This is a genomic window from Enterobacter sp. BIDMC93, assembly GCF_001037805.1.
Taxonomy (GTDB): domain Bacteria; phylum Pseudomonadota; class Gammaproteobacteria; order Enterobacterales; family Enterobacteriaceae; genus Enterobacter; species Enterobacter hormaechei_C.
Genome location: NZ_KQ089962.1, coordinates 3,326,586 through 3,351,000, shown reverse-complemented (window position 1 = coordinate 3,351,000; position 24,415 = coordinate 3,326,586). Strand labels below are relative to the sequence as shown.

Here is a 24,415-nt window from a genome sequence, read left to right as displayed (position 1 = left end):
CCGGTAAGCGTAGCGTCACCGGGGAGAGTTTACACGATTAACCGATTGTCATCAGGCTGGCGTTACCGCCCGCCGCCGCGGTGTTAACGCTGAGCGAGCGCTCAACGTACAGACGCTCCAGCAGCAGGTTGGTTTCCCCGCGCGCAAAGCCCTGCACGGAAACGATGGCACCGCTGCGGGCCGCAACCTGCTCGCACAGTTCGCGCAGCTGGTCGGAATCACCGTGGTAGATCACCGCGTCAAACGGCTGGGTCAGCAGGGCATCGGCCTTCGCAAAGCGAATGCGGGCCGAGACCGCTTTTGGCAACTGTTTGGCGAGGTCTCGATGCAGGGCATCTTCCGGCCACAGCACCTCACAGCCCGTTGCCGTTGCGGCTGCCAGCTGCACCAGCGCATCCTCCTCGTTGTCCGCCACGCACAGCACACGCTCGCGCGGCATCAGCGTCCAGGTGTTGCGCTCACCGGTAGGACCCGGCAGCAGACGCTGTGTTCCCGCCTGCGCCAGCTCGCCGTACTGCTGTGCAATCGCATGCAGCTCGGGACGATTTTCAGCCCACTTAATCAGCGCGTCCAGCGGCTGGGTCAGCACGGCTTTCACCTGCGCATCCACCGGATATTCCGCGTCCTGACGCGCCAGCGTCACGCCCAGCGCATTTTCCGGACGGTTTGCCAGCAGGCGGTACAGATAGAGCGGACCGCCCGCTTTCGGGCCGGTGCCGGAGAGACCTTCACCGCCGAACGGCTGCACGCCCACGACCGCGCCAACCATGTTGCGGTTGACGTACAGGTTGCCGACTTTAGCATTGCCGGTCACCTGGGCAATGGTTTCGTCGATACGGGTATGCACGCCAAGCGTCAGGCCGTAACCCGAAGCGTTGATCTGATCGATCAGCTCGTTGAGGTTGTTACGGTTGTAGCGCACCACGTGCAGTACCGGACCGAAGACCTCTTTTTTCAGCTCGTCGAAGCTTGCCAGCTCAATCAGCGTTGGCGGCACGAAGGTGCCGGTCTGCCACTCGCGGGCATCTTCGCTGTTCTCGCGCACCGCCTGGAACACCGGACGGCCTTTGGCACGCATGGTCTGAATGTGATTTTCAATGTTGGCTTTGGCTTCCGCGTCGATCACCGGCCCGATGTCGGTGGTGAGACGGCCCGGGTTGCCCATGCGGCATTCCGCCATCGCACCGCGCAGCATCTTCAGCGTGTGGTCAGCCACGTCATCCTGTAAGCACAGTACGCGCAGGGCGGAACAGCGTTGGCCCGCGCTGTCGAAAGCAGAGGCCAGCACGTCAACGACGACCTGCTCGGTGAGCGCGGAGGAGTCCACGATCATGGCGTTCATGCCGCCGGTTTCAGCGATCAGCGGGGTAGGACGGCCCTGCGCATCCAGACGGGTGGCGATGTTGCGTTGTAGCAGGGAGGCCACTTCGGTAGAACCGGTAAACATCACGCCGCGTACTCGGTTATCGGAGGTCAGTTTGGCCCCGACCGTTTCACCGCGCCCTGGCAGCAGCTGCACCACGCCCGCCGGTACGCCCGCTTCCAGCAGAATGCTAATGCCCTGGGCGGCAATCAGCGGGGTCTGCTCTGCCGGTTTCGCCAGCACGCTGTTGCCTGCGGCCAGCGCCGCGGCAATCTGGCCGGTGAAGATCGCCAGCGGGAAGTTCCACGGGCTGATACACACCACCGGGCCGAGCGGACGGTGGGTTTCGTTGTCGAAATCATCGCGCACCTGACCGGCGTAGTAGTGCAGGAAGTCGACCGCCTCGCGCACTTCGGCGATGGCGTTGCTGAAGGTTTTACCCGCTTCACGCACCAGAATGCCGATAAGCTGCTGCATCTGATCTTCCATCAGCACCGCCGCGCGTTCCAGAATGGCGGCACGCTCCTGCGGCGGGGTGGCAAACCAGATTGGCGCGTTGTTCACCGCGCTCTCCAGGGCCTGCTCCACTTCCGCTTCCGTGGCTTCACGCACGTAGCCGACGATATCCTTCGGCTCTGCCGGGTTGATCACCGGCTGCATTTCACCGTCCTCAACGGACTGCTCAAGGATCGGCCTGGCCTGCCACTTCTGCAATGCGCTGTTAAGCAGGGCGGAAGAGAGCGACGCCAGACGGTGTTCGTTGGCGAGATCCAGACCCGCCGAGTTGACGCGGCCTGCACCATACAGCTCGCGCGGCAGGGCAATCTTCGGATGCGGCAGACCAATCTGGCCCTCCTGCGCCGCCATCTTCTCAACGGCCTGTACCGGATCGGCCACCAGTTCGTCCAGCGGCAGGGTGGTATCGGCGATGCGGTTAACGAAGGAGGTGTTCGCCCCGTTCTCCAGCAGACGACGCACCAGGTAGGCCAGCAGAGTTTCGTGGGTACCTACCGGGGCATAGATTCGGCACGGACGGTTTAGCTTGCCGTCGGCCACTTTACCGGTCACTTGCTCGTACAGCGGTTCACCCATGCCGTGCAGGCACTGGAACTCGTACTGGCCCGGATAGTAGTTCTGACCCGCGAGGCTGTAGATCGCCGCCAGGGTGTGGGCGTTGTGGGTGGCGAACTGAGGATAAATCAGGTTCGGCACGCCGAGCAGTTTTTTCGCGCAGGCGAGGTAAGAGACGTCGGTATAGACCTTGCGGGTATAGACCGGATAACCTTCCAGACCTTCCATCTGGGCGCGTTTGATTTCGCTGTCCCAGTAGGCGCCCTTCACCAGACGGATCATCAGGCGGCGACGGCTGCGGCTGGCCAGGTCAATCAGGTAGTCAATGACGAACGGACAGCGTTTCTGGTAAGCCTGGATAACGAAACCAATCCCGTTCCAGCCCGCCAGCTCCGGCTCGAAGCACAGTTTTTCCAGCAGGTCGAGGGAGATCTCCAGACGGTCCGCCTCTTCGGCGTCGATGTTGATGCCGATGTCATACTGGCGCGCCAGCAGGGTCAGGGACTTCAGGCGCGGGTAGAGTTCTTCCATCACCCGGTCGTACTGCGCACGGCTGTAGCGCGGGTGCAGGGCGGAAAGCTTGATAGAGATGCCCGGACCTTCATAAATACCGCGACCGTTGGACGCTTTACCGATGGCGTGGATCGCCTGCTGGTAAGAGACCATGTAGGCCTGCGCGTCGGCGGCGGTCAGCGCCGCTTCACCCAGCATGTCGTAGGAGTAGCGGAAGCCTTTGTCTTCCAGCTTGCGGGCGTTCGCCAGCGCTTCGGCAATGGTTTCCCCGGTGACGAACTGCTCGCCCATCAGGCGCATCGCCATGTCCACGCCCTTGCGGATCAGCGGCTCGCCGCTCTTGCCGATGATGCGGTTCAGAGAGCGCGACAGGTTGGCTTCGTTATGGGTGGAGACCAGCTTGCCGGTAAACAGCAGGCCCCAGGTGGCGGCGTTAACGAACAGGGACGGACTGCGGCCAATGTGGGAGTGCCAGTTGCCGTTACTGATTTTGTCGCGGATCAGGGCATCGCGGGTGGCTTTATCCGGAATACGCAGCAGCGCTTCCGCCAGACACATCAGCGCCACGCCTTCCTGCGAGGAGAGGGAGAACTCCTGCAACAGACCCTGCACCATACCGGCGCGTCCGCTGGCGGTTTTCTGGTTACGCAGCTTGTCGGCGAGCTGATACGCGAGGCTGTGCGCCTGAGCGGCAACGGCTTCCGGCAGGCGCGCCTGCTCCAGGAGCATCGGCACGGCGTCGGTTTCGGCACGGCGGTAGGCGCCGGTAATGGCGGCGCGGCTGACGGACTGCGGCAGGATCTGCTCGGCAAATTCCAGGAACGGCTGGTGGTTCTCTTCAACGGCCGTCGCGGCCTCTTCGCTTTCGTTCGCTGCACCCGCCAGCAGGGCAGGCAGCTCTGGCAGACCTTCTTCACTCTCCAGTCTTTCCAGATAGTTAAAAATCGCCTGCTTGATTAACCAGTGCGGTGTGCGGTCGATGCGGGTCGCAGCGGTTTTAATCCGTTCGCGGGTAGCGTCATCCAGCTTAACCCCCATGGTGGTCATCCCCATGCCAAAACTCCTGTTGTTCTGTAATAGCGTTCTGTTGATAGCGTGAAATATCCACCATGTTGCAACTTTGTGCAACCGTGTTAAATGTGACCTGGTCTGCAAGCTGGAAAATGAATGGATTGTTAACGATTAGTTGGCTGTGAAAAAGAACGTGCGGCGGTTTCGGAGCCCAGTTTTTATGCGGAGCTTAACACTTTTTAAAGGTGCAACCCGTAAAAGCGTGAGCGAGTGCAACCTATAGGAAAGACGTATAAAACCAGGGATGAAATTCATGTAAATGCAGTGTTAAATCGTTTGTCAGTGGGATGCGTATACGGCAGGATAGCGCGCCCAACGGAAACACATACACACATCACTACGTTCCGGTGATGACATAACAAGGCAACCCGGACGGTTGTCGCTCGACATTTTGGAGAATTTGAATGGCTATTAGCACACCGATGCTGGTGACATTTCTCGTTTATATTTTTGGCATGATCCTGATAGGGTTTTTGGCATGGCGTTCCACTAAAAACTTTGACGACTACATCCTCGGCGGGCGCAGCTTAGGCCCGATGGTCACCGCACTCTCTGCGGGCGCTTCCGACATGAGCGGCTGGCTGCTGATGGGGCTGCCGGGCGCGATTTTCATCTCCGGTATCTCCGAAAGCTGGATCGCCATCGGTCTGACCGTCGGCGCGTGGATCAACTGGAAGCTGGTGGCAGGCCGTCTGCGCGTGCACACCGAAGCCAACAACAACGCCCTGACGCTGCCGGACTACTTCACCGGACGCTTTGAAGATAACAGCCGTATCCTGCGCATTATCTCCGCGGTGGTGATCCTGCTGTTCTTCACCATCTACTGTGCCTCCGGCATCGTGGCGGGCGCGCGCCTGTTCGAAAGCACCTTCGGCATGAGCTATGAAACCGCCCTGTGGGCCGGCGCCGCAGCAACCATCCTCTATACCTTCGTGGGCGGATTCCTGGCGGTAAGCTGGACCGATACCGTGCAGGCGAGCCTGATGATCTTCGCCCTGATCCTGACTCCGGTGATTGTCATTTTCACCGTCGGCGGCTTTGGCGAATCGCTGGAAGTGATCAAGCAGAAGAGCATCGAAAACGTCGATATGCTGAAAGGGCTGAACTTCGTCGCCATTGTCTCTCTGATGGGCTGGGGCCTGGGCTACTTCGGCCAGCCGCACATTCTGGCGCGCTTCATGGCGGCGGATTCTCACCACACCATCGTTCACGCGCGTCGCATCAGCATGACGTGGATGATCCTGTGTCTGGCGGGGGCGTGTGCGGTCGGCTTCTTCGGTATCGCGTACTTCAACAACAACCCGGCGCAGGCGGGCGCGGTGAACCAGAACGCCGAGCGCGTATTCATCGAGCTGGCGCAGATCCTGTTCAACCCGTGGATTGCCGGTATTCTGCTCTCCGCGATCCTCGCGGCGGTGATGTCCACCCTGAGCTGTCAGCTGCTGGTGTGCTCCAGCGCCATCACCGAAGACCTCTACAAAGCGTTCCTGCGTAAGGGCGCGAGCCAGAAAGAGCTGGTGTGGGTAGGGCGCTTTATGGTGCTGGTGGTTGCGCTGGTGGCGATTGCGCTGGCGGCAAACCCGGAAAACCGCGTCCTGGGGCTGGTGAGCTACGCCTGGGCGGGCTTCGGTGCGGCATTTGGTCCGGTGGTGCTGTTCTCTGTACTGTGGTCACGCATGACCCGCAACGGCGCGCTGGCGGGGATGATTATCGGTGCGGTAACCGTTATCGTCTGGAAACAGTTCGCGTGGCTGGGCCTGTACGAAATCATTCCGGGCTTCATCTTCGGCAGCCTCGGTATCGTGGTGTTTAGCCTGCTGGGTAAAGCGCCGTCTGCGTCTATGCAGAAACGCTTTGCGGAGGCGGACGCGCACTATCACTCAGCGCCGCCGTCTAAGCTCCAGGCTGAGTAATTTTCCCCTCACCCTAACCCTCTCCCCGGTGGGGAGAGGGGATAGTCCTTTCATCTATGTGAGTCTTCATCAATGAGAATTAAAACAGGGTTAATGGTGGCAGCATTCGTGATGCTGGCGGGCTGTAGCGCACCCGCACAGCACGCGGCGGTGGAAACCTGCAAAGCAGAAAATCAGATGCAGCAGACCACGCTTTATTTCGGCTTAAACCGTCCTGCCGGGGCGCAAATCACAGGCAACGAATGGCAGCAGTTTGTCGACCAGGACGTGACGCCACGCTTTCGCGATGGTTTAACGGTATTTGATGCGCGCGGTCAGTGGCTGGGGAATGATGGAAAAGTGGCGCGCGAGCCGAGCAAGGCATTGATGCTGATCCACGGTAAAGATGCGCAGAGCGAGAAGAACATCGAAGCGTTGCGCGGAATTTATAAATCACGCTTCGCGCAGGAGTCGGTGATGCGGGTCGACCAGCCGGTGTGCGTGCAGTTTTAATGAAAACGGCGGGATAACCCGCCGTTGTTGTATCGTAGGCCCGTGCAAGCGAAGCGCCGCCGGGCACAAAACTTACAGCACCAACCCCGCAAAGCTCGCCGACAGCAGGCTTACCAGCGTTGCCCCGTATACAAGGCGTAAACCAAACCGTGACACCACGTTACCCTGTTGCTCATTCAGACCTTTTATTGCCCCCGCCACAATGCCAATGGAAGCGAAGTTAGCGAACGATACCAGGAACACGGACAAAATCCCCAGCCCGCGCGGTGACATTTGATGGGCTATTTTTTGCAGCTCGATCATCGCCACAAATTCATTCGCCACCAGTTTAGTTGCCATAATGCTCCCCGCGCTTAAGGCATCGCTCAGCGGAATACCAATAAGCCACGCCAGCGGATAAAACACATAACCCAGAATCTGCTGGAAGCTCATGCCAAATATGCCGGAGAAGAGGGCGTTAATGGCGCTAATAAGGGCGATAAAGCCAATCAGCATCGCCAGAATAATCATCGCCACCTTAAAACCGGCCAGAATATACTCGCCCAGCATTTCAAAGAAGCTCTGGGATTCGTGCAGTTTTTCCAGCCTGATATCCGGCTCCGCTTCCGGGCGGACCGGGTTAATGACCGAAAGAATAATAAAGGTGCTGAACATGTTCAGGATCAGCGCCGCGACGACAAACCTGGCGTCGAGCATAGTCATATAGGCCCCGACAATCGACAGCGAAACCGTCGACATGGCCGTGGCAGCCATCGTAAACAGACGACGCGAGGAGAGATCGCCCAGCACGCCTTTGTAGGCAATGAAGTTTTCCGACTGACCGAGGATCAGCGAACTCACCGCGTTAAAGGATTCCAGCTTGCCCATGCCGTTCAGTTTTGACAGCAGCGTCCCGATCACCCGAATAAAGATCGGCAGAATACGCCAGTGCTGAAGAATACCAATCAGCGCCGAGATAAAAATAATGGGGCAGAGCACGCCAAGGAAAATGAACGCCAGCCCTTTTTCACCCATCCCGCCAAAGACAAAATTCGTCCCTTCGGCAGCGAATTTAAGCAGCGACTCAAAGAAACCGGAAACGTATTTAATAATAAACAGGCCGCTTTCTGCGTGGAGGAAAAAGAACGCCAGCGCGATTTCGATCACGATCAGCTGTAAAACGAAACGAATACGAATTTTTCGGCGGTCGAAACTCACCAGCCAGGCGAGCGCAAGAATAATCACCAGCGCCAGCAGGAAATGGACAATTTTAAACATGGCTTATTTTCAGTTGGTTTTCGAGGCGGACATTTAGCCACAGCCCCGGTTAACCGTAAATGGGCATTTTCGTTATACCTTATAAACGTAACGGTTACTCAGGCAATTATTACTCCGCAATGCGTTTACATCTGGTCATCAAAACTCAACACATTTCGCTTGTTTTTCTTGTTGCCGTAATGATAATCACTATCACAAGAATTTACTTTTCTTTGCATCAGTTGACCGCGATAAACATTTAAGGTGTCGGCATGTTTGTTCCTTTTCTCATTATGTTACGTGAAGGCCTTGAAGCGGCCCTGATTGTTAGCCTTATCGCCAGTTATCTGAAGCGTACCCAGCGCGGACGCTGGATTGGCGTCATGTGGGTTGGGGTTTTCCTTGCTGCGGCGCTCTGCCTGGGCCTCGGTATCCTCATCAACGAAACCACCGGGGAGTTCCCGCAGAAAGAGCAGGAGCTGTTTGAAGGGATCGTCGCCGTGATTGCGGTGGTGATCCTCACCTGGATGGTGTTCTGGATGCGCAAGGTCTCCCGTAACGTGAAGGTACAGCTTGAGCAGGCGGTGGATAACGCCCTGCAAAAAGGCAACCACCACGGCTGGGCGCTGATCATGATGGTCTTTTTCGCCGTGGCGCGTGAAGGCCTGGAGTCTGTGTTCTTCCTGCTCGCGGCTTTTCAGCAGGACGTGGGCATCTGGCCGCCGCTGGGCGCGGTGCTCGGGCTGGCCACGGCGGTTGTGCTTGGCTTCCTGCTCTACTGGGGCGGCATTCGTCTTAACCTGGGCGCGTTCTTCAAGTGGACCAGCCTGTTTATTCTGCTGGTGGCCGCAGGGCTGGCGGCAGGGGCGATCCGCGCCTTCCACGAAGCGGGTCTGTGGAACCACTTCCAGGACGTGGCGTTCGATCTCAGCAACGTCCTGTCGACCCATTCACTGACCGGTACCCTGCTCGAAGGGATCTTCGGCTACCAGGAAACGCCGAGCGTCAGCGAAGTGGCGATGTACTTTATCTATCTGGTTCCGGCGCTGATCCTGTTCGCTATGCCGCCGCGTACCGGCTCGCAGGCGTCGCGCGTAGCGCCGTAAGTGCTGTTTTAGTTACAACATACTTTTAAAGGGAAGAGTCATGGCCATTCAGTTCCGTCGTAGTGCGTTATGCGCAGGCATTGCCGCGCTGTTCGTGTCTGCCTTCACCGCTCAGGCGGCAGATATTCCGCAGGTAAAAGTCACCGTCAACGATAAACAGTGCGAGCCGATGACCATCACGGTTAACAGCGGTAAAACGCAGTTTATTATTCAGAACCACAGCCAGAAGGCGCTGGAGTGGGAAATCCTGAAAGGCGTGATGGTGGTGGAAGAGCGCGAGAATATCGCGCCGGGCTTCAGCCAGAAGATGACCGCAAATCTTCAGCCCGGGGAATATGACATGACCTGCGGCCTGCTGACTAACCCGAAAGGTAAGCTGATCGTCAAAGGCGCAGCGACGGCGGACGCGGCCAAAGGCACGGCGCTGCTGAGCCTCGGCGACGCCATTACCGCCTATAAAGCCTATGTCACCAAAGAGACAGCGGACCTGGTGGCAGGCACCAAAGCCTTTACCGACGCGGTGAAAGCGGGCGACATCGAAAAAGCGAAATCCCTGTATGCGCCTACCCGTCAGCACTACGAGCGCATTGAGCCGATTGCCGAACTATTCTCTGACCTTGATGGCAGCATTGACGCCCGTGAAGACGACTACGAGCAGAAGGCCACCGATCCGAAATTCACCGGCTTCCACCGTCTGGAAAAAGCCCTGTTTGGCGATAACTCCACCAGTGGGATGGAGAAATACGCCGAGCAGCTCAACAGCGACGTGCTGGAGCTGCAAAAACGCATCAGCGAGCTGGCATTCCCACCGTCGAAAGTGGTGGGTGGCGCAGCGGGCCTGATTGAAGAAGTGGCCGCCAGCAAAATCAGCGGTGAAGAAGATCGTTACAGCCACACCGACCTGTGGGACTTCCAGGCGAACGTCGACGGCGCACAGAAAATTGTCGAGCTGCTGCGGCCTCAGCTGCAAAAAGAGAACGGCGAGCTGCTGGCGAAAGTGGATGCCAACTTTAAGAAAGTTGACGCTATCCTGGCGAAATACCGCACCAAAGATGGATTCGAAACCTACGACAAGCTGACCGATGCTGACCGTAACGCGCTGAAAGGCCCGATTACGACGCTGGCGGAAGATCTCTCCCTGCTGCGTGGCGTACTGGGTCTGGATTAAGCGATGAACAGGCATGACGAATACGACGTGGCGGAACCTTCCCGACGTCGGTTATTAAAAGGGGTAGGGGCGCTGGGCGGCGCGTTTGCCCTGGCGGGCGGCTGTCCGGTGGCGCATGCGGCAAAACCGCAGAGCGCTCCCGGCACGCTCTCCCCGGATGCGCGTATGGAAACGCAGCCGTTTTATGGTGAGCACCAGGCGGGGATCCTGACGCCGCAGCAGGCCTCGATGATGCTGGTGGCTTTCGATTCGCTGGCAAGTGATAAAGCCGACCTTGAGCGTCTGTTCAGGCTGTTGACCACGCGTATTGCCTTCCTCACCGCCGGCGGTCCCGCACCGGAAACACCGAATCCGCGCCTGCCGCCGATGGATTCCGGCATCCTCGGCGCGTTTATCGCTCCCGATAATCTGACCATCACCGTGTCGGTGGGGGAATCGCTGTTTGATGATCGCTACGGACTGGCGAAGCAGAAGCCGAAAGCGCTGCAAAAAATGACGCGATTCCCGAATGATTCTCTCGACGCGGCGCTGTGCCACGGCGATCTGCTCTTGCAGATCTGCGCTAATACCCAGGATACGGTGATCCATGCCCTGCGCGATATTATCAAGCACACCCCGGATCTGCTGAGCGTGCGCTGGAAGCGGGAAGGTTTTATCTCTGACCACGCCGCGCGCAGTAAAGGGAAAGAGACGCCGGTCAACCTGCTGGGCTTCAAAGACGGCACCGCCAACCCGGACAGCAGCAATACCGCGTTGATGAAGAACGTGGTATGGGTGACGGCGGATCAGGGCGAACCGGCCTGGGCGGTCGGAGGCACCTATCAGGCGGTGCGTATCATTCAGTTCCACGTGGAGTTCTGGGACCGCACGCCGCTGAAAGAGCAGCAAACTATCTTCGGTCGCGATAAGCAAACCGGAGCACCGCTCGGCATGAAGCACGAGCACGATGAACCCGACTACGCCCGTGATCCGAACGGGGATGTCATCGCGCTGGACAGCCATATTCGCCTCGCCAATCCTCGCACCAAAGAGACGCAATCCAGCCTGATGATGCGCAGGGGCTACAGCTACTCGCTGGGGGTGACCAACTCCGGTCAGCTTGATATGGGACTGCTGTTTGTCTGCTATCAGCACGATCTGGAGAAGGGATTCCTCACCGTGCAGAAGCGGCTCAACGGCGAAGCGCTGGAGGAATATATTAAGCCCATCGGCGGCGGCTATTTCTTTGCCCTGCCCGGCGCGCGTGACGCGAACGCCTGGCTCGCTCAGGGTCTGATAGAAGCCTGATAATCGTCCCTGCGACAGTTCGCGGGGACATTATTTTTTCGAAGGACTATCTTATTGTTATATTTCTGTAATATTTCTATATAAGACTGATTTTCCATGTAGGGGCAGTCCTAAAAGTTGCATTCAGGTAAAATAAATGTTGCATTTATGATAATTCCTGATGTACTTAAGTGAAGACAGCGGTAGTTCCCGGCAGTGATGCTAACTCACTATGGAGATCGCGAATGGTTGCGTCCTGTACTGGACAAGGTAAACACATCAACCGCAGTACCCGGCGCGGAGGCTCAGACTCCGGCAGCGATTTCTTCACCACCAAATTCTCTCCTTCACCTCAAGAACCTTTTTCTACCGACGTGCATAACGGTGCGCGTAGCCGTTGTATATCGTCATCCGGTAATGCAAGCAATGGCTTACAAGGAAGCCAACCCTCTGATGTTCGTGCGCATAATCGTGCCGATGCTGGCGCGTGTGATGAATACCAACAACTCAAGGTGCTATCCATGGGAAGACAGAAAGCAGTGATCAAAGCTCGTCGTGAAGCAAAACGTGTGCTGAGACGGGATTCACGTAGCCATAAGCAGCGTGAAGAAGAATCGGTCACCTCGCTTGTGCAGATGAGCGGCGTAGAATCCATTGGCATGGCGCGGGACAGCCGCGATGCATCGCCAATTGTGGCGCGGAATGAAGCTCAGGCGCACTACCTGAATGCTATCGAGAGTAAACAGGTCATCTTTGCAACCGGGGAAGCCGGATGCGGGAAAACCTGGATCAGCGCCGCCAAAGCGGCGGAGGCGCTGATTCATAAGGACGTGGAAAGGATCATCGTTACCCGTCCGGTACTGCAAGCGGATGAAGATCTGGGCTTCCTGCCCGGCGATATTTCCGAGAAGTTTGCCCCGTACTTCAGGCCCGTCTATGACGTGCTGGTGAAGCGGTTGGGCGCTTCCTTTATGCAGTACTGCCTGCGACCAGAGATTGGCAAGGTGGAAATCGCGCCGTTCGCCTATATGCGCGGACGTACATTTGAAAATGCGGTCGTCATTCTTGACGAGGCTCAGAACGTGACCGCTGCGCAAATGAAGATGTTTTTAACGCGCCTCGGGGAGAACGTGACGGTTATCGTCAACGGCGATATTACCCAGTGTGACCTGCCGTCGGGCGTGAAGTCCGGCCTGAGCGATGCCATGTCACGTTTTGAGGAAGATGAGATGATAGGGGTGGTCCGCTTCACAAAAGAGGACTGCGTCCGCTCAGCGCTGTGCCAACGAACGCTGGAAGTGTACTCCGACTAAGATCATTTCACATTTTAAGTCATTTCTTCCCGGCGTTATGCCGGGAAGCTTCCTTTATTCCCTCTGCACGCGTGGCTTTTTTAAATCATATTTATTTCCTATAGCATTCAACGGGATTTACGCCCCGTTTTGCGGTAATAATAATATTACTGTTAATTTGCTGCGAACGCTTTTTATACAGGTCACGGAAATGTGATATGTATTTATAATACCCACAAAATATCTATGAGTATAATGATCATGCTAATTATTGGTTTAAAAGTAAACGTGAATGTTGTCACAGAACATGACTAAGCAGTAAAAATTAAGTTGGTGTCTTTTGGGTAATTATCTATGTTTCGTACTTGTTCAGACAAAATTCTAAAAAGAAACTCGCCAGGGGATCGTTTCCTCTGGAACATCACGCTAAGGGTCATACATGAACGAACTGGTTAGTGCAATTAATGGTGTTATCTGGAGCCCGGCGTTAATATTTTTATGTCTGGGTGTCGGCCTCTATTTCTCGCTGCGTAGTCGCTTTCTGCAATTACGGCATATAAAACTTATGATTACCCTCATGTTTCAGGGGCGTCCTACCGAGGCAGGCGTGTCGTCGTTTCAGGCGCTGACGATGACGCTGGCGGGCCGCGTGGGGACAGGGAATATTGCCGGTGTAGCGACCGCCATTACCTTTGGTGGACCCGGTGCGCTTTTCTGGATGTGGATCGTGGCATTTTTGGGGGCAAGCTCTGCTTTTGTCGAATCTACGTTAGGTCAGGTTTATAAAGAGAAAATTAACGGCGAATATCGTGGTGGTCCTGCCTTTTATATTGAGAAAGGGTTAGGCGTGAAGTGGTACGCATGGTTATTTGCCATCGTAACGATTTTCTCCTGCGGATTATTACTGCCAGGTGTGCAGGCAAACTCTATTGGTGCGAGCCTGGATATTGCTTTTGGTCTGAGCCCAAATGTCACGGCGGCGTTACTTGCTGTGCTGTTGAGTTTTATTATTTTTGGTGGCGTAAAAAGGATTGCCAGCTTTAGCAGCATGGTGGTTCCGTTTATGGCGCTCGGCTATATTATTGTGGCGTGCGTGATTATCGCTATCAATATTGATCAGCTTCCTTCAGTTATATTGCTGATCTGGAAAAGTGCTTTTGGCCTTGAAGCTGGGTTTGGCGCTATTCTGGGCCAGGCCATCATGTGGGGCGTGAAGCGTGGCGTCTATTCCAACGAGGCGGCGCAGGGTACCGGGCCACATGCCTCCTCGGCGGCGGCCGTAAGCCATCCGGTGAAACAGGGGCTGGTTCAGGCGTTCTCCGTGTACATCGACACGCTGTTTGTCTGCTCCGCGACCGGGTTTATGCTGTTGATCACCGGGCTGTATAACGTGCAGGGCGTCGACGGCGCAGCGCTCTATACCGGAATAGCAGGCGTGGCCGCAGGACCGGGATATGTCCAGACGGCAATGGAAAGTATGATGCCGGGCTTCGGTAATTACTTTGTTGCCATCGCGCTGTTCTTCTTTGCCTTCACCACGATCATTGCTTACTACTACATCGCTGAAACGAATATCGCCTACATCAACCGTAAGATTCATCGCCCGTGGCTGACGTTCCTGCTCAAGCTGTGTCTGATGGCTTCGACGGTATATGGCACGGTACGCACCGCGGATCTGGCCTGGGGATTAGGGGATATCGGCGTAGGGCTGATGGCATGGCTCAACATTATTGCCATCGTTCTGTTGCATAAAAAAGCGTTTGCCAGCCTGAAGGATTATGAAATCCAGAATGCACAGGGGTTGGATCCACACTTTGACCCGGTTCGGCTGGGGATTAAAAATGCGGATTACTGGCTGGAGGAGCGTAAGGATGAAGCGGGTGCTCAGCCTGAGCAGGTTTCATCTCCTGAAGGAAAGGAGTCGGTAGGGAAGTTGAATAGCTGAGGAATGGTTGAGACAGGCCCGTGCTTTTGTACGGGCTTTCTTTTTTTGTAGGTGAGGCAGCTCCTGTCGCACCGGGGGGATTGACTCGCTTCGCTCTCAGTCTGTCCAACTGGCTGCGCCAGTTGTCGAACCCCGGTCGGGGGTTCTCATCCCCCCCAAAGGCGTGCGACATGCGAAAAAAAAGCCCGCATTTTCATGCGAGCTCTTCTTCAAATATGGCGGTGAGGGGGGGATTCGAACCCCCGATACGTTGCCGTATACACACTTTCCAGGCGTGCTCCTTCAGCCACTCGGACACCTCACCATATTGTTTTGCTGCCTGACCGCTTGGGGGGCAACGGGGCGCTACTATAGGGAGTTGCGCTAAAACGGTCAAGCAGATTTTCAGCATTCGTGCTTGTTCGGTTAAGCCTTAATCAGCTTATGTCGCAGCGCGCAGGATTAACGCTGCGAATCGAGCACTTCGCTATTTTTCACCACGTCCTGCGCTTTGCTGTAGCTTTCGATCAGCAGCTGGTAGGCCGGGAAGATGTGTGTGTACACCTCAGCCCATTCACCCGCATCTTCACGGTTCCACGTGCGCTGAATTTCGGAAGCAACAGCAGCCGTGTCCATCGGCACCACGCCTGCCTGCACCACGCGCGCCAGGGTGATCTCCTGCGCCATTTTGCTGTAGGTGCCGGAGGCATCAATCACCGCAAACACTTTATATCCGTCCGCCACCGCGCTGATGGACGGGAAGGCCATGCAGACGCTGGTGATCGTCCCCGCGATAATCAGCGTTTTGCGCCCGGTGGCTTTCACCGCCGCCACGAACTCCGGGTTATCCCAGGCGTTGATCTCACCCTTGCGTGCCACATACTGTGCGTGCGGCGCGTTGGCGTGGATCTCCGGGATAAGCGGGCCGTTCGGTCCCTGTGGAACCGACGCCGTGGTGATCACCGGGATCTTCGCCAGCGAGGCGATTTTTGCCAGCGCTGCTGCACGGGCGCGCAGCTCAGGCATTGGCATGTCTCCTACGGTCTGGAACAGCCCGCTCTGGTGATCGATAAGCAGCATAACGGCATCGTTTACGTCAATAACGGGACGTGCACCGTTGAAGTTTGCAGGGGTAGACATAATGCGCTCCTTATTACGTTTAGATTTGGCCAAAGCGGCCGGAGTTGAAATCGCGAATAGCCTCGGCAATTTCGGTTTTACTGTTCATCACAAACGGGCCATAGCCCACGATGGGTTCATTCAGCGGCTCCCCGGCCATCAGCAGCACTTTGGCATCGCTGCTGGCTTCGAGATGCAGTTGGTCACCGCTCTGACTCAGCACGACCAGTTGCGCCTCACCGGCAGGCGTGGTGCCGTTCACCGTCACGCTGCCTTCAACGACAACCAGCGCCGTGCTCCAGCCTTCGGGCTGATTGAGCGTCAGATGGCTACCCTGGCGCAGCGCGAGATCCCACACGTTCAGCGGTGAGAAGGTATGCGCCGGGCCGGTTACCTCTCCAAAACGGCCAGCAATCACGCGCAATGTTCCGCTGTTATCCGGCAGGGTGACCACCGGGATATCCGACTGAGTGATGCTCTGGTAGCCAGGCGTCGCCATTTTGTCTTTAGCGGGCAGGTTGACCCACAGCTGCATCATTTTCAGTTCACCGCCTTTCTGCGAAAACGCGCTGGAGTGGAACTCCTCGTGCAAAATGCCTGCGCCTGCCGTCATCCACTGCACATCGCCTGGGCCAATAACGCCGCCTCTGCCAGTGGAATCACGGTGCTCCACTTCGCCTGAGTAGACGATGGTCACCGTTTCAAAACCGCGATGAGGGTGCTCGCCCACGCCGCGTTTCGCGCCGTCCGCCGGGAAGGTATGCGGTCCGGCGTAGTCCAGCAGCAGGAACGGGCTCAGGGGCTCGCCGTGCGTCTGGTAAGAAAACATCGAACGAACCGGAAAACCGTCACCGACCCAGTGCGGCCGAGGTGCGGTATACACGCCTGTTACGTTTTTCATGATTAACTCCTGATGTCCTGTTGATGGAATTAGCTTATATTCAGGGTTAATATCCCGGTAGATAGCAAAAATGACATTCACTGTTCCTTAAATGGAACAATGGAGGCGTATGCAGGATCTCAATGATTTCGTATGGTTTGTGAAGGTGGTGGAGCATGGTGGCTTTGCGGCGGCGGGTCGGGCGCTCGATCAGCCTAAGTCGAAACTGAGCCGTCGGATTGCGCAGCTGGAAGAACGCCTGGGCGTTCGGTTGATCCAACGTACCACGCGGCAGTTTGCGGTGACGGAGGTGGGGCAGACGTTCTATCAGCACTGTAAAGCCATGCTGGTGGAAGCTGAAGCTGCGGAGGAGGCGGTGGCTGCTTTACAGGCTGAGCCGCGCGGTATGGTCCGGATCACCTGTCCTGTCACCTTGCTGCACGTTCACGTGGGGCCCATGCTGGCGCGGTTTATGGCGCGCTATCCAGGGATCAACCTCCAGCTCGAAGCCACCAATCGCCGGGTCGATCTGGTGGCGGAGGGGGTGGATGTGGCGATCCGCGTTCGTCCGCGCCCGTTTGATGACAGCGATCTGGTATTAAGGGTGCTGGCGGACAGGGGGCACTGTCTGGTTGCCGGGCCGGCACTGATTGAACGGATGGGCAACCCGGCGATGCCCTCTGAACTCAGCGAGTGGCCGGGGTTAAGTATGGGGGCGGGCAAGCACCTGCATAAGTGGGAATTGAGCGGGCCGGAGGGCGCAAAGGCAGAAATTCACTTCACGCCGCGCCTGGTGACTACCGACATGCTGGCGCTGCGGGAGGCGGCGATGGCGGGCGTGGGCGTGGTACAGCTGCCCATTTTGATGGTGAAGGATCAGCTGGCTTCAGGTGAACTTGTTCGGGTGCTGAATGCCTGGGAACCCAGACGGGAAGTGATCCACGCGGTGTATCCATCCCGGCGCGGCCTGCTGCCATCGGTCAGGACGCTGGTGGATTTTCTCACCGAAGAGTATGCAAAGATGGTTGAAGACTAGCTTTTTGTAGGTCGGGTAAGCGTAGCGCCACCCGACATAAAGAACGCAGGGAGCGAATCTCCTTACGGAGAATATAAAAGAAAAAAGCCCGTACTTTCGTACGAGCTCTTGTCTTGAATATGGCGGTGAGGGGGGGATTCGAACCCCCGATACGTTGCCGTATACACACTTTCCAGGCGTGCTCCTTCAGCCACTCGGACACCTCACCATATTGTCATCCCGTTGTTGTCGGGACGGGCGCTAATGTAAGGAAAAGCCGTACTGCCGTCAACCCACTTTTTCAGTAATTTAGCGTGTTTAGACAAACTTCAGGCAACCTGATTCCGAAATGTGCGAAATGCGCCTCTTTTATCAGCAACGCGGTTTAGCGATAAATTTGTTATGCTGGCAAGCCAGTTGAAAATGAAAATAAAACAGCGCAATAAAAGGCAATGACTATGGATATTATCTTCTATCACCCCACTTTTGATACGGCTTACTGGATTAACGCGCTTACGGCGGCACTGCCTGGCGCACGCGTTCGCGAATGGAAACAGGGCGATAAGGAACATGCTGACTACGCGCTGGTCTGGCATCCCCCGGTCGAAATGCTTCAGGGACGACGTTTGAAGGCGGTGTTTGCTCTTGGTGCGGGTGTGGATTCCATTCTCAGTAAGCTGAAGGCACACCCTGAAATGCTGCCGGAGGATATTCCCCTGTTTCGTCTGGAAGATACCGGTATGGGGCAGCAGATGCAGGAATATGCCGTGAGCCAGGTGCTGCACTGGTTCCGACGTTTCGACGATTATCAGGCGTTTAAACAGCAATCCCACTGGGAACCGCTTCCTGATTATCAGCATGAAGATTTCACCATCGGCATCCTCGGCGCGGGTGTACTGGGTTCGAAAGTCGCCGAAGCGCTCGCGCCGTGGGGCTTCCCACTGCGCTGCTGGAGCCGGAGCCGTAAGGATTATCCAGGCGTCGAGAGCTTTGCCGGAACGGACGAACTCCCGGCGTTCCTGAAAGGGACTCGCGTCCTCATTAACCTGCTGCCGAATACGGCGGAAACGGTCGGCATTATCAATGGCACGCTCCTCAACCAGTTGGCAGAAGACAGCTACTTAATGAACCTGGCGCGCGGGGTACACGTTGTGGAAGACGATCTGCTGAAAGCGCTGGATAGCGGTAAACTGAAAGGCGCAATGCTGGATGTCTATAGCCGCGAACCGCTGCCGACAGACAGCCCGCTCTGGGCACATCCGCGCGTGGCGATGACGCCTCATATTGCGGCCGTGACGCGACCGGCGGAGGCCGTGGCGTACATCTCGCATACCATCAGCGAAATAGAGAAGGGCAACGCGGTGACCGGACAGGTCGACAGACAGCGAGGCTACTGAGAGAAACCCGGCGTTCGCCGGGTTTTTGCTAATATTCGCCGCTGATAACTGCTATCCTTTGGAAAAACCGCAGAGGAGAGAAAGATGTATCCCGTTGACCTGCATATGCACACCGTCGCCAGTACCCACGCTTACAGTAACCTCCATGATTATATCGCTCAGGCGAAGCTGAAAGGCATTAAACTGTTTGCGATAACCGATCACGGTCCGGATATGGCGGATGCGCCGCACTACTGGCATTTTGTGAATATGCGTATCTGGCCACGCCTGGTGGACGGTATCGGGATACTGCGCGGCATCGAAGCGAACATCAAAAATACTGACGGTGAGATTGACTGCACCGGCCCGATGCTGACCTCGTTAGATCTGATCCTCGCCGGCTTCCACGAGCCGGTCTTTGCGCCCCAGGATAAAGAGACCAACACCGCAGCGATGATTGCCACTATTGCCAGCGGCAACGTGCACATTATTAGCCACCCGGGAAATCCGAAATACCCGATTGATATTCAGGCCGTGGCGCAGGCGGCAGCGAAGCACCGCGTGGCGCTGGAGATTAACAACTCCTCCTTTGTTCACTCGCGTAAGGGCAGTGAAGCCAACTGCCGCGAAGTGGCGGCGGCCGTGCGTGACGCGGGCGGCATGGTGGCGCTGGGCTCTGATTCACACACGGCCTTCACGCTGGGTGATTTCAGCGAGTGCCTGAAAATATTGCGGGACGTGAATTTCCCGGAAGAACAGATCCTGAACGTCACGCCGCGTCGTATGCTCGACTTCCTTGAGTCGCGCGGCATGGCACCGATTGATGAATTTGCCGATCTTTAATTAATAACGGAATAAAAACATGAATGAGTTTTCCATCCTTTGCCGCGTGCTGGGCACCTTATATTACCGCCAGCCGCAGGATCCGCTGCTGGTTCCGCTGTTTACCCTGATTCGTGAAGGTAAACTGGCGCAGAGCTGGCCGCTGGAACAGGATGAGTTGCTGGAACGCTTGCAAAAAAGCTGCGATATGCAGCAGATTTCAACGGATTACAACGCGCTGTTTGTGGGGGAAGAGTGTCGCGTGTCGCCGTATCGTTCTGCCTGGCAGGAAGGTGCGACCGAAGCGGAAGTTCGGACGTTTCTTTCAGAACGGGGCATGCCGCTGACGGATATGCCTGCCGATCATATCGGTACCCTGCTGCTGGCGGCCTCCTGGATTGAAGATAATGCAGGTGATGATGAGAACGAGGCGATTGAAACCCTGTTCGAAACGTATTTGCTTCCGTGGGTTGGCACCTTCCTGGGTAAAGTTGAAGCCCATGCCACCTCGCCGTTCTGGAGAGCGCTGGCTCCGCTGACGCGTGACGCCATCGCTGCCATGTGGGACGAGCTGGAAGAAGAGAACGAAGAGTGATTTGAATCACAAAAATCCTGCAACGATACATTTCAACTTGCACGTAATGTGCTTCTGATCTCATTTCTATGGTGCGCATCTGCTAAGATGCGCACCATGAACATACTACTTTGTATTGCAATCACGACTGGCATCCTCTCCGGCCTCTGGGGTTGGGTGGCTGTTTCTCTCGGCTTGTTGAGCTGGGCTGGTTTTCTTGGCTGCACGGCCTATTTCGCCTGCCCGCAGGGTGGTCTCAAAGGGCTCTTCATCTCCGGCTGTACTCTGATGAGCGGTGTGATTTGGGCGCTGGTCATTATGAAAGGCAGCGCGCTGGCGCCGCATGTGGAAATCCTGGGATACGCCATCACCGGCATTGTGGCCTTCCTGATGTGCGTTCAGGCAAAACATCTGCTGTTGTCCTTTGTGCCCGGCACGTTCATGGGTGCCTGCGCGACCTTTGCGGGGCAGGGGGACTGGAAGCTGGTGGTCCCTTCGCTCATGCTGGGATTACTGTTTGGCTACGCCATGAAGAACAGCGGCCTCTGGCTTGCGGCCCGACGCGAGAAGAGCCAGAGCGTTCCTGCGGTAAGTAAATAAAAAAAGGCGAGACGGAAATCTCGCCTTTTTTATGCGCCGCCGATTATGACTCTGGCGGCACCGACATCTCTCGGTATTTCACCAGCACCGCATTACTCACGTCACTTTTGTTCTGAAGATCCCACAAGCCGCGATCGATACCGTCATTAATCAGGAAAATCACGCCGGTTTCGATGGCCGACATCAGACACAGCATGACCGGCTCGTTAGAGGTATAGCCAATTTCACCCTCCAGCAGACGCTGGTAATCGATAAAGCGGAACACCCCGGCCTGCACTTCATAAGAGAGAATCGTTTTGCTGGTGGTCACGGAGGATAATATCTCACCCGTGCTCACGTTAACCACGCGCAGGTTGACGGCAATCTGATCCAGCTGATACTGCGTGTCGGCCCCGATGCCAAAGTAACGCGCACCCGCGCCGCCCGATTTCACGTTACTTTCGTAGCCGATAATCGAGCCTTCCACCATGATATTGGCTGCGGTGAGAGACTGTAGCGGCATGCGGTTATTGACGCCAACGGTACCATTCTCCTGCGCGGCACGAATGATTTTTCGTTCGTTAAGCAGGTTTTGCAGCCCCTGACGTTCCAGCGGGATAAACCAGCGAGAATCTTTCAGGGCGGTGACCAGCATTGCGGTGGCGCTCTGCGGTACGGCCGTCGAGAAGTTACTGGCCGGATACGGTTTGAACTGGCCCGTCTCATCCTGAATGTTATAGACCGAGACGAATATCTTCCCGGTAGGGACCGGCAGATGTGTCAGATCCCGGTAGCTCTGGGCACGAGGCATTAGGGTGGGTTTAGCGGCTTCTTTTGGCGGGGCAGTTAAACAACCGCTTAATAAGCACACTGCAACTAAAATAAAAAAGCGCTGCATAATAATTGTCCTTATTTTGGGGTTGTTTAGAAATCAGTTGAACTGGTCTGCAAACCGGAAACCTGGATTGTCGACGTTTTACCGGTTTTTCGGTCTGTCACATTTAACTGAAGCTGCCCGTCTTTATTGGCAATATCGACGATAAAGTCGTTAGTGACCATCCGGCCGGGTTTTCCGGTATTAATGTTGGTTAATAAGCCACCTAATATTTGCGACTGGATGGCCTGAGTGAAATTATCCAGGGCCGACGGGGTCTCGATACCGAAATCATCGTCATAGCTGGGGTCTTTATAGGAGTTTTGAGCCTGAGCCTGGTTAAGCATAAAGGCTCCGTTATTCGGGTTGCCGCCAAAATTAGGGTTGCGGAACTGGAATGTCATATTTCCGGCCCAGCTCAACGGCGCAATGAGCATTAACGAAATCACTGTGTGTGCGAGACGCATTACAGCCTCCGAAATAGGTGTCGTTGCTAGAACTCATCTTTTGCTAAATCGCCTGTGCTCAAAAGGGCTTTGTCTAACTGTAGGCGGTTAATAGCTTCTTCTGTTTGTGCCAGCGCGAAAGCGACGTTCTGATCGAAGTCTCTTTTCGTTGGGAATAAAAAAGTCTGGTAAATAACGTCCTGATTAGCGGTTATTGTGATCCAGCTTCCCCACCGCGCACTGGGCCGTTCGTTGATGGTTAAGTTACCCGGATAATCGCTTTCCCACTTATCGCTGAAGGCACGATAAAAATCGTGTCCGACAGAGGTGACGGTGTGATCGGTCAACAGTCCGGGAACTTCCACCTCAACAGCCTGAAGGTTTCCGGCAGCAAGCATAATGCCTGCGGCGGCAATCCAACTTAGGGTGCGTTTCATGCTATTAACGCCTGAGGTTATCGTTTGCCCACGACACCGCCTGCGTGCGATTTTTAACAGCTATCTTTTTGAAAAGATTATAAAGATGCGTCTTAACCGTATTTTCGCTGATAAATAACGAACGGGCGATTTCAATATTTGAAGCACCAATACGCAGTTTGTTCAGGATCTCTTTCTCACGGTGCGTCAGAAGTGCAGATTCTGAACTGTTATAGCGATAATTTCCGGAGTGGGTAATGAGGTAGCTGGCCAGTTTTTGCGAGAAATAACACTCCCCCCGCAATATGCCCTGCAAACCCTCCACGACACGGTTTTCTTCTTCAGTGACGTAAAACACGCCGTTAATATGCGGCCAGCTCTCAATATCGCGGAAAGGATACTCATCAGGCGTATTTAATAACAATACGCGGATATTATTGTTTTTCCTGCTTAAATTATCCTGCCAGTAATGGACCAGTTTTTTATCCGCTTCCATCATATCGAGAAGAATGATGCTGCCAGGAGCGATATCATCAAAAGAACGTTGAATATTATGCAGTTTCCCGTTAAGCGAGAGACATTGTTTTAAATGCTGCAATAACGCTGTCGCTTGTAGGGAAGGTTTTGTGATCAACAATAATGTATGACCGGGTAAGCTATGGACTTCATTAAACATGATGAAACCCCACGTTATTTATGACACCCGGCAGCTGCCCTCGTATTATTGAAAAAGGCACCAGAAGTACTGACAGGTGTGGCACTGCTGTGTGTAGTTAAAAAACCTTCCTCCAAAGGAGGCGGTAAAATTAAAAACAAATAACGTACTGCTGTTTTCAATCTAGCTATTGCAAACTTTAAAGCAAGTGTTAATCATGTAACAGAATGTAAAATTCGATATTAAGTTGTGTATTTTGCAGGGTGAATAGATTTTAAGATAAGGGGAAAGTTGTACAGGTGTATAAACGTGCATAGATTTTGAAAGTCATACAATATATTATAAAGAATTGAATTATTGAGCTTTTAATTATTGTAAGCCAGCCGGTAAAAAGTATGAACTCAGCTAAAAAGTTAAGACTTCTCTAAGCTGGAAATTTTTCTTAAGAAAACTTGCTTCGTGTCACGCACCGGGCAAAAGACATTGCCATGTTTGTCTGTAGAAGCCGCTACAGGTTGGACAGCCTGTCTCGCTGTTGTCCAGGCGCTCAGACAAGAATTTATTTCTGCATTAGTGGTGTGTCGCGTCGTTTCAGGCGAGATTTACGACTTTGAGGTGAATGAGCATATAAAAATAAGGCACACGGGTGAGATATTAAATATGTTTCGGCAGACATACTCTTTTCCGTAACGCGGCGTTAACAAAACGAATCGCGTTAACGGGTAAAGACATACCTATTTTATAGCCAGGTCCAGGGTGACAGCATGAAAAACAAAATGTTGTTTATGATGTTTACATTACTGGGTGCGCCTGGGTTTGTAATCGCAGGTGATTCAGATTTAGCCAGTTCTGAATATAATTTTGCGATAAATGAATTAAGTAAAGCTTCATACAATCAGGCAGCCATTATTGGTCAACAGGGCTCAGGTAATAATGCTGATGTACGCCAGGGCGGTTCTAAATTGCTGTCCATTATTTCCCAAGAGGGCGGGAATAACCGCGCGCATGTTGATCAGTCAGGGACGTATAACCTTGCTTATATCGATCAGACCGGTAACGGCAACGATGCGAGTATTAAGCAGGGCGCTTTTGGCAACACCGCCATGATTATCCAGAAAGGCTCGGGTAACAGGGCGAATATAACGCAGTATGGTACGCAGAAAACAGCAGTTGTAGTACAGAGACAGTCGCAAATGGCTATTCGCGTTATTCAACGCTAGCGATGTGTGACGCCTTAATCAATC

General features: G+C 55.0%; 21 protein-coding genes and 2 tRNA genes. 13 read left to right on the top strand and 10 right to left on the bottom strand.

The window, feature by feature from the left end; translation table 11 throughout:
* Nucleotides 1-37: 37 nt before the first annotated feature.
* The gene (putA, locus tag SK58_RS15705; RefSeq protein WP_032647945.1) at nt 38-4,000 is read right to left on the bottom strand and encodes a trifunctional transcriptional regulator/proline dehydrogenase/L-glutamate gamma-semialdehyde dehydrogenase; all 3,963 of its coding nucleotides are present in this window, start codon (nt 3,998-4,000) and stop codon (nt 38-40) included.
* Between the two features lie 422 nt (nt 4,001-4,422).
* On the opposite strand from putA, the gene putP reads away from it, so the two are divergent.
* Together putP and SK58_RS15695 are read left to right on the top strand one after the other, a co-directional pair.
* A complete protein-coding gene (gene putP / locus SK58_RS15700; protein ID WP_017384768.1) occupies nt 4,423-5,931 on the top strand; it encodes a sodium/proline symporter PutP in 1,509 nt (502 codons plus the stop codon).
* A 72-nt stretch (nt 5,932-6,003) separates the two neighbouring features.
* Complete coding sequence (locus SK58_RS15695; RefSeq protein ID WP_023296292.1) at nt 6,004-6,423, top strand: DUF3574 domain-containing protein; 420 nt, start codon at nt 6,004-6,006, stop codon at nt 6,421-6,423.
* 72 nt (nt 6,424-6,495) lie between these two features.
* On the opposite strand, the gene SK58_RS15690 is transcribed toward SK58_RS15695, so the two are convergent.
* A complete protein-coding gene (locus tag SK58_RS15690; protein ID WP_015570861.1) occupies nt 6,496-7,680 on the bottom strand; it encodes a NupC/NupG family nucleoside CNT transporter in 1,185 nt (394 codons plus the stop codon).
* A 251-nt stretch (nt 7,681-7,931) separates the two neighbouring features.
* On the opposite strand from SK58_RS15690, the gene efeU reads away from it, so the two are divergent.
* The 5 genes from efeU to SK58_RS15665 all read left to right on the top strand — a co-directional run bounded on the left by efeU (nt 7,932) and on the right by SK58_RS15665 (nt 14,436).
* A complete protein-coding gene (efeU, locus tag SK58_RS15685) occupies nt 7,932-8,765 on the top strand; it encodes an iron uptake transporter permease EfeU (RefSeq protein WP_023296293.1) in 834 nt (277 codons plus the stop codon).
* Nucleotides 8,766-8,805: 40 nt separating this feature from the next.
* Nucleotides 8,806-9,933, top strand: coding sequence for an iron uptake system protein EfeO (gene efeO / locus SK58_RS15680; RefSeq protein WP_017384764.1), 1,128 nt, complete (start codon nt 8,806-8,808; stop codon nt 9,931-9,933).
* 3 nt (nt 9,934-9,936) lie between these two features.
* Nucleotides 9,937-11,220, top strand: coding sequence for an iron uptake transporter deferrochelatase/peroxidase subunit (gene efeB, locus SK58_RS15675; RefSeq protein ID WP_048220187.1), 1,284 nt, complete (start codon nt 9,937-9,939; stop codon nt 11,218-11,220).
* A 500-nt stretch (nt 11,221-11,720) separates the two neighbouring features.
* Nucleotides 11,721-12,512 carry a phosphate starvation-inducible protein PhoH gene (phoH, locus tag SK58_RS15670; RefSeq protein WP_048220186.1) on the top strand — a complete coding sequence of 264 codons (792 nt, stop codon included), beginning with the start codon at nt 11,721-11,723 and terminating at the stop codon, nt 12,510-12,512.
* Nucleotides 12,513-12,930: 418 nt separating this feature from the next.
* Nucleotides 12,931-14,436, top strand: a complete 1,506-nt coding sequence (locus tag SK58_RS15665; protein WP_045338039.1) for an alanine/glycine:cation symporter family protein — start codon at nt 12,931-12,933, stop codon at nt 14,434-14,436.
* 216 nt (nt 14,437-14,652) lie between these two features.
* On the opposite strand, the gene SK58_RS15660 is transcribed toward SK58_RS15665, so the two are convergent.
* From SK58_RS15660 to SK58_RS15650, 3 genes are all read right to left on the bottom strand, one after another.
* Nucleotides 14,653-14,740, bottom strand: a tRNA-Ser gene (locus tag SK58_RS15660).
* Nucleotides 14,741-14,877: 137 nt separating this feature from the next.
* Complete coding sequence (locus SK58_RS15655) at nt 14,878-15,555, bottom strand: isochorismatase family protein (protein WP_003858068.1); 678 nt, start codon at nt 15,553-15,555, stop codon at nt 14,878-14,880.
* A gap of 19 nt (nt 15,556-15,574) precedes the next feature.
* Nucleotides 15,575-16,435 carry a pirin family protein gene (locus SK58_RS15650; protein WP_048220185.1) on the bottom strand — a complete coding sequence of 287 codons (861 nt, stop codon included), beginning with the start codon at nt 16,433-16,435 and terminating at the stop codon, nt 15,575-15,577.
* Nucleotides 16,436-16,544: 109 nt separating this feature from the next.
* On the opposite strand from SK58_RS15650, the gene SK58_RS15645 reads away from it, so the two are divergent.
* Nucleotides 16,545-17,450 (top strand): LysR family transcriptional regulator, encoded by a 906-nt coding sequence (locus tag SK58_RS15645; RefSeq protein WP_017384759.1) that lies wholly within the window; start codon nt 16,545-16,547, stop codon nt 17,448-17,450.
* 120 nt (nt 17,451-17,570) lie between these two features.
* Here SK58_RS15645 and SK58_RS15640 read toward each other — a convergent pair.
* Nucleotides 17,571-17,658 (bottom strand) — tRNA-Ser (locus tag SK58_RS15640).
* A gap of 229 nt (nt 17,659-17,887) precedes the next feature.
* On the opposite strand from SK58_RS15640, the gene ghrA reads away from it, so the two are divergent.
* The 4 genes from ghrA (at nt 17,888) to SK58_RS15620 (ending at nt 20,801) form a co-directional block, all read left to right on the top strand.
* Nucleotides 17,888-18,826 carry a glyoxylate/hydroxypyruvate reductase GhrA gene (gene ghrA / locus SK58_RS15635; RefSeq protein WP_045338817.1) on the top strand — a complete coding sequence of 313 codons (939 nt, stop codon included), beginning with the start codon at nt 17,888-17,890 and terminating at the stop codon, nt 18,824-18,826.
* Nucleotides 18,827-18,910: 84 nt separating this feature from the next.
* Nucleotides 18,911-19,648, top strand: coding sequence for a phosphatase (locus SK58_RS15630; protein ID WP_003858061.1), 738 nt, complete (start codon nt 18,911-18,913; stop codon nt 19,646-19,648).
* 19 nt (nt 19,649-19,667) lie between these two features.
* Nucleotides 19,668-20,222 carry a TorD/DmsD family molecular chaperone gene (locus SK58_RS15625; protein ID WP_023296296.1) on the top strand — a complete coding sequence of 185 codons (555 nt, stop codon included), beginning with the start codon at nt 19,668-19,670 and terminating at the stop codon, nt 20,220-20,222.
* A 96-nt stretch (nt 20,223-20,318) separates the two neighbouring features.
* The gene (locus tag SK58_RS15620) at nt 20,319-20,801 is read left to right on the top strand and encodes a DUF1097 domain-containing protein (RefSeq protein WP_072159654.1); all 483 of its coding nucleotides are present in this window, start codon (nt 20,319-20,321) and stop codon (nt 20,799-20,801) included.
* 43 nt (nt 20,802-20,844) lie between these two features.
* Here the strand turns inward: SK58_RS15620 and csgG are convergent, their stop codons facing one another.
* Genes csgG through csgD form a run of 4 tightly spaced genes read right to left on the bottom strand, consistent with a single transcriptional unit; the run spans nt 20,845 to nt 23,192 of the window.
* Nucleotides 20,845-21,678 (bottom strand): curli production assembly/transport protein CsgG, encoded by an 834-nt coding sequence (csgG, locus tag SK58_RS15615; RefSeq protein ID WP_003858055.1) that lies wholly within the window; start codon nt 21,676-21,678, stop codon nt 20,845-20,847.
* Nucleotides 21,679-21,704: 26 nt separating this feature from the next.
* The gene (gene csgF, locus SK58_RS15610) at nt 21,705-22,121 is read right to left on the bottom strand and encodes a curli production assembly/transport protein CsgF (RefSeq protein ID WP_003858054.1); all 417 of its coding nucleotides are present in this window, start codon (nt 22,119-22,121) and stop codon (nt 21,705-21,707) included.
* Between the two features lie 26 nt (nt 22,122-22,147).
* Nucleotides 22,148-22,537, bottom strand: coding sequence for a curli production assembly/transport protein CsgE (gene csgE / locus SK58_RS15605; protein ID WP_003858052.1), 390 nt, complete (start codon nt 22,535-22,537; stop codon nt 22,148-22,150).
* 4 nt (nt 22,538-22,541) lie between these two features.
* A complete protein-coding gene (gene csgD, locus SK58_RS15600) occupies nt 22,542-23,192 on the bottom strand; it encodes a biofilm master transcriptional regulator CsgD (RefSeq protein WP_017384754.1) in 651 nt (216 codons plus the stop codon).
* Between the two features lie 743 nt (nt 23,193-23,935).
* Between csgD and csgB the strand changes: the two genes are divergently transcribed.
* The gene (csgB, locus tag SK58_RS15595) at nt 23,936-24,391 is read left to right on the top strand and encodes a curli minor subunit CsgB (protein WP_017384753.1); all 456 of its coding nucleotides are present in this window, start codon (nt 23,936-23,938) and stop codon (nt 24,389-24,391) included.
* Nucleotides 24,392-24,415: the final 24 nt, after the last annotated feature.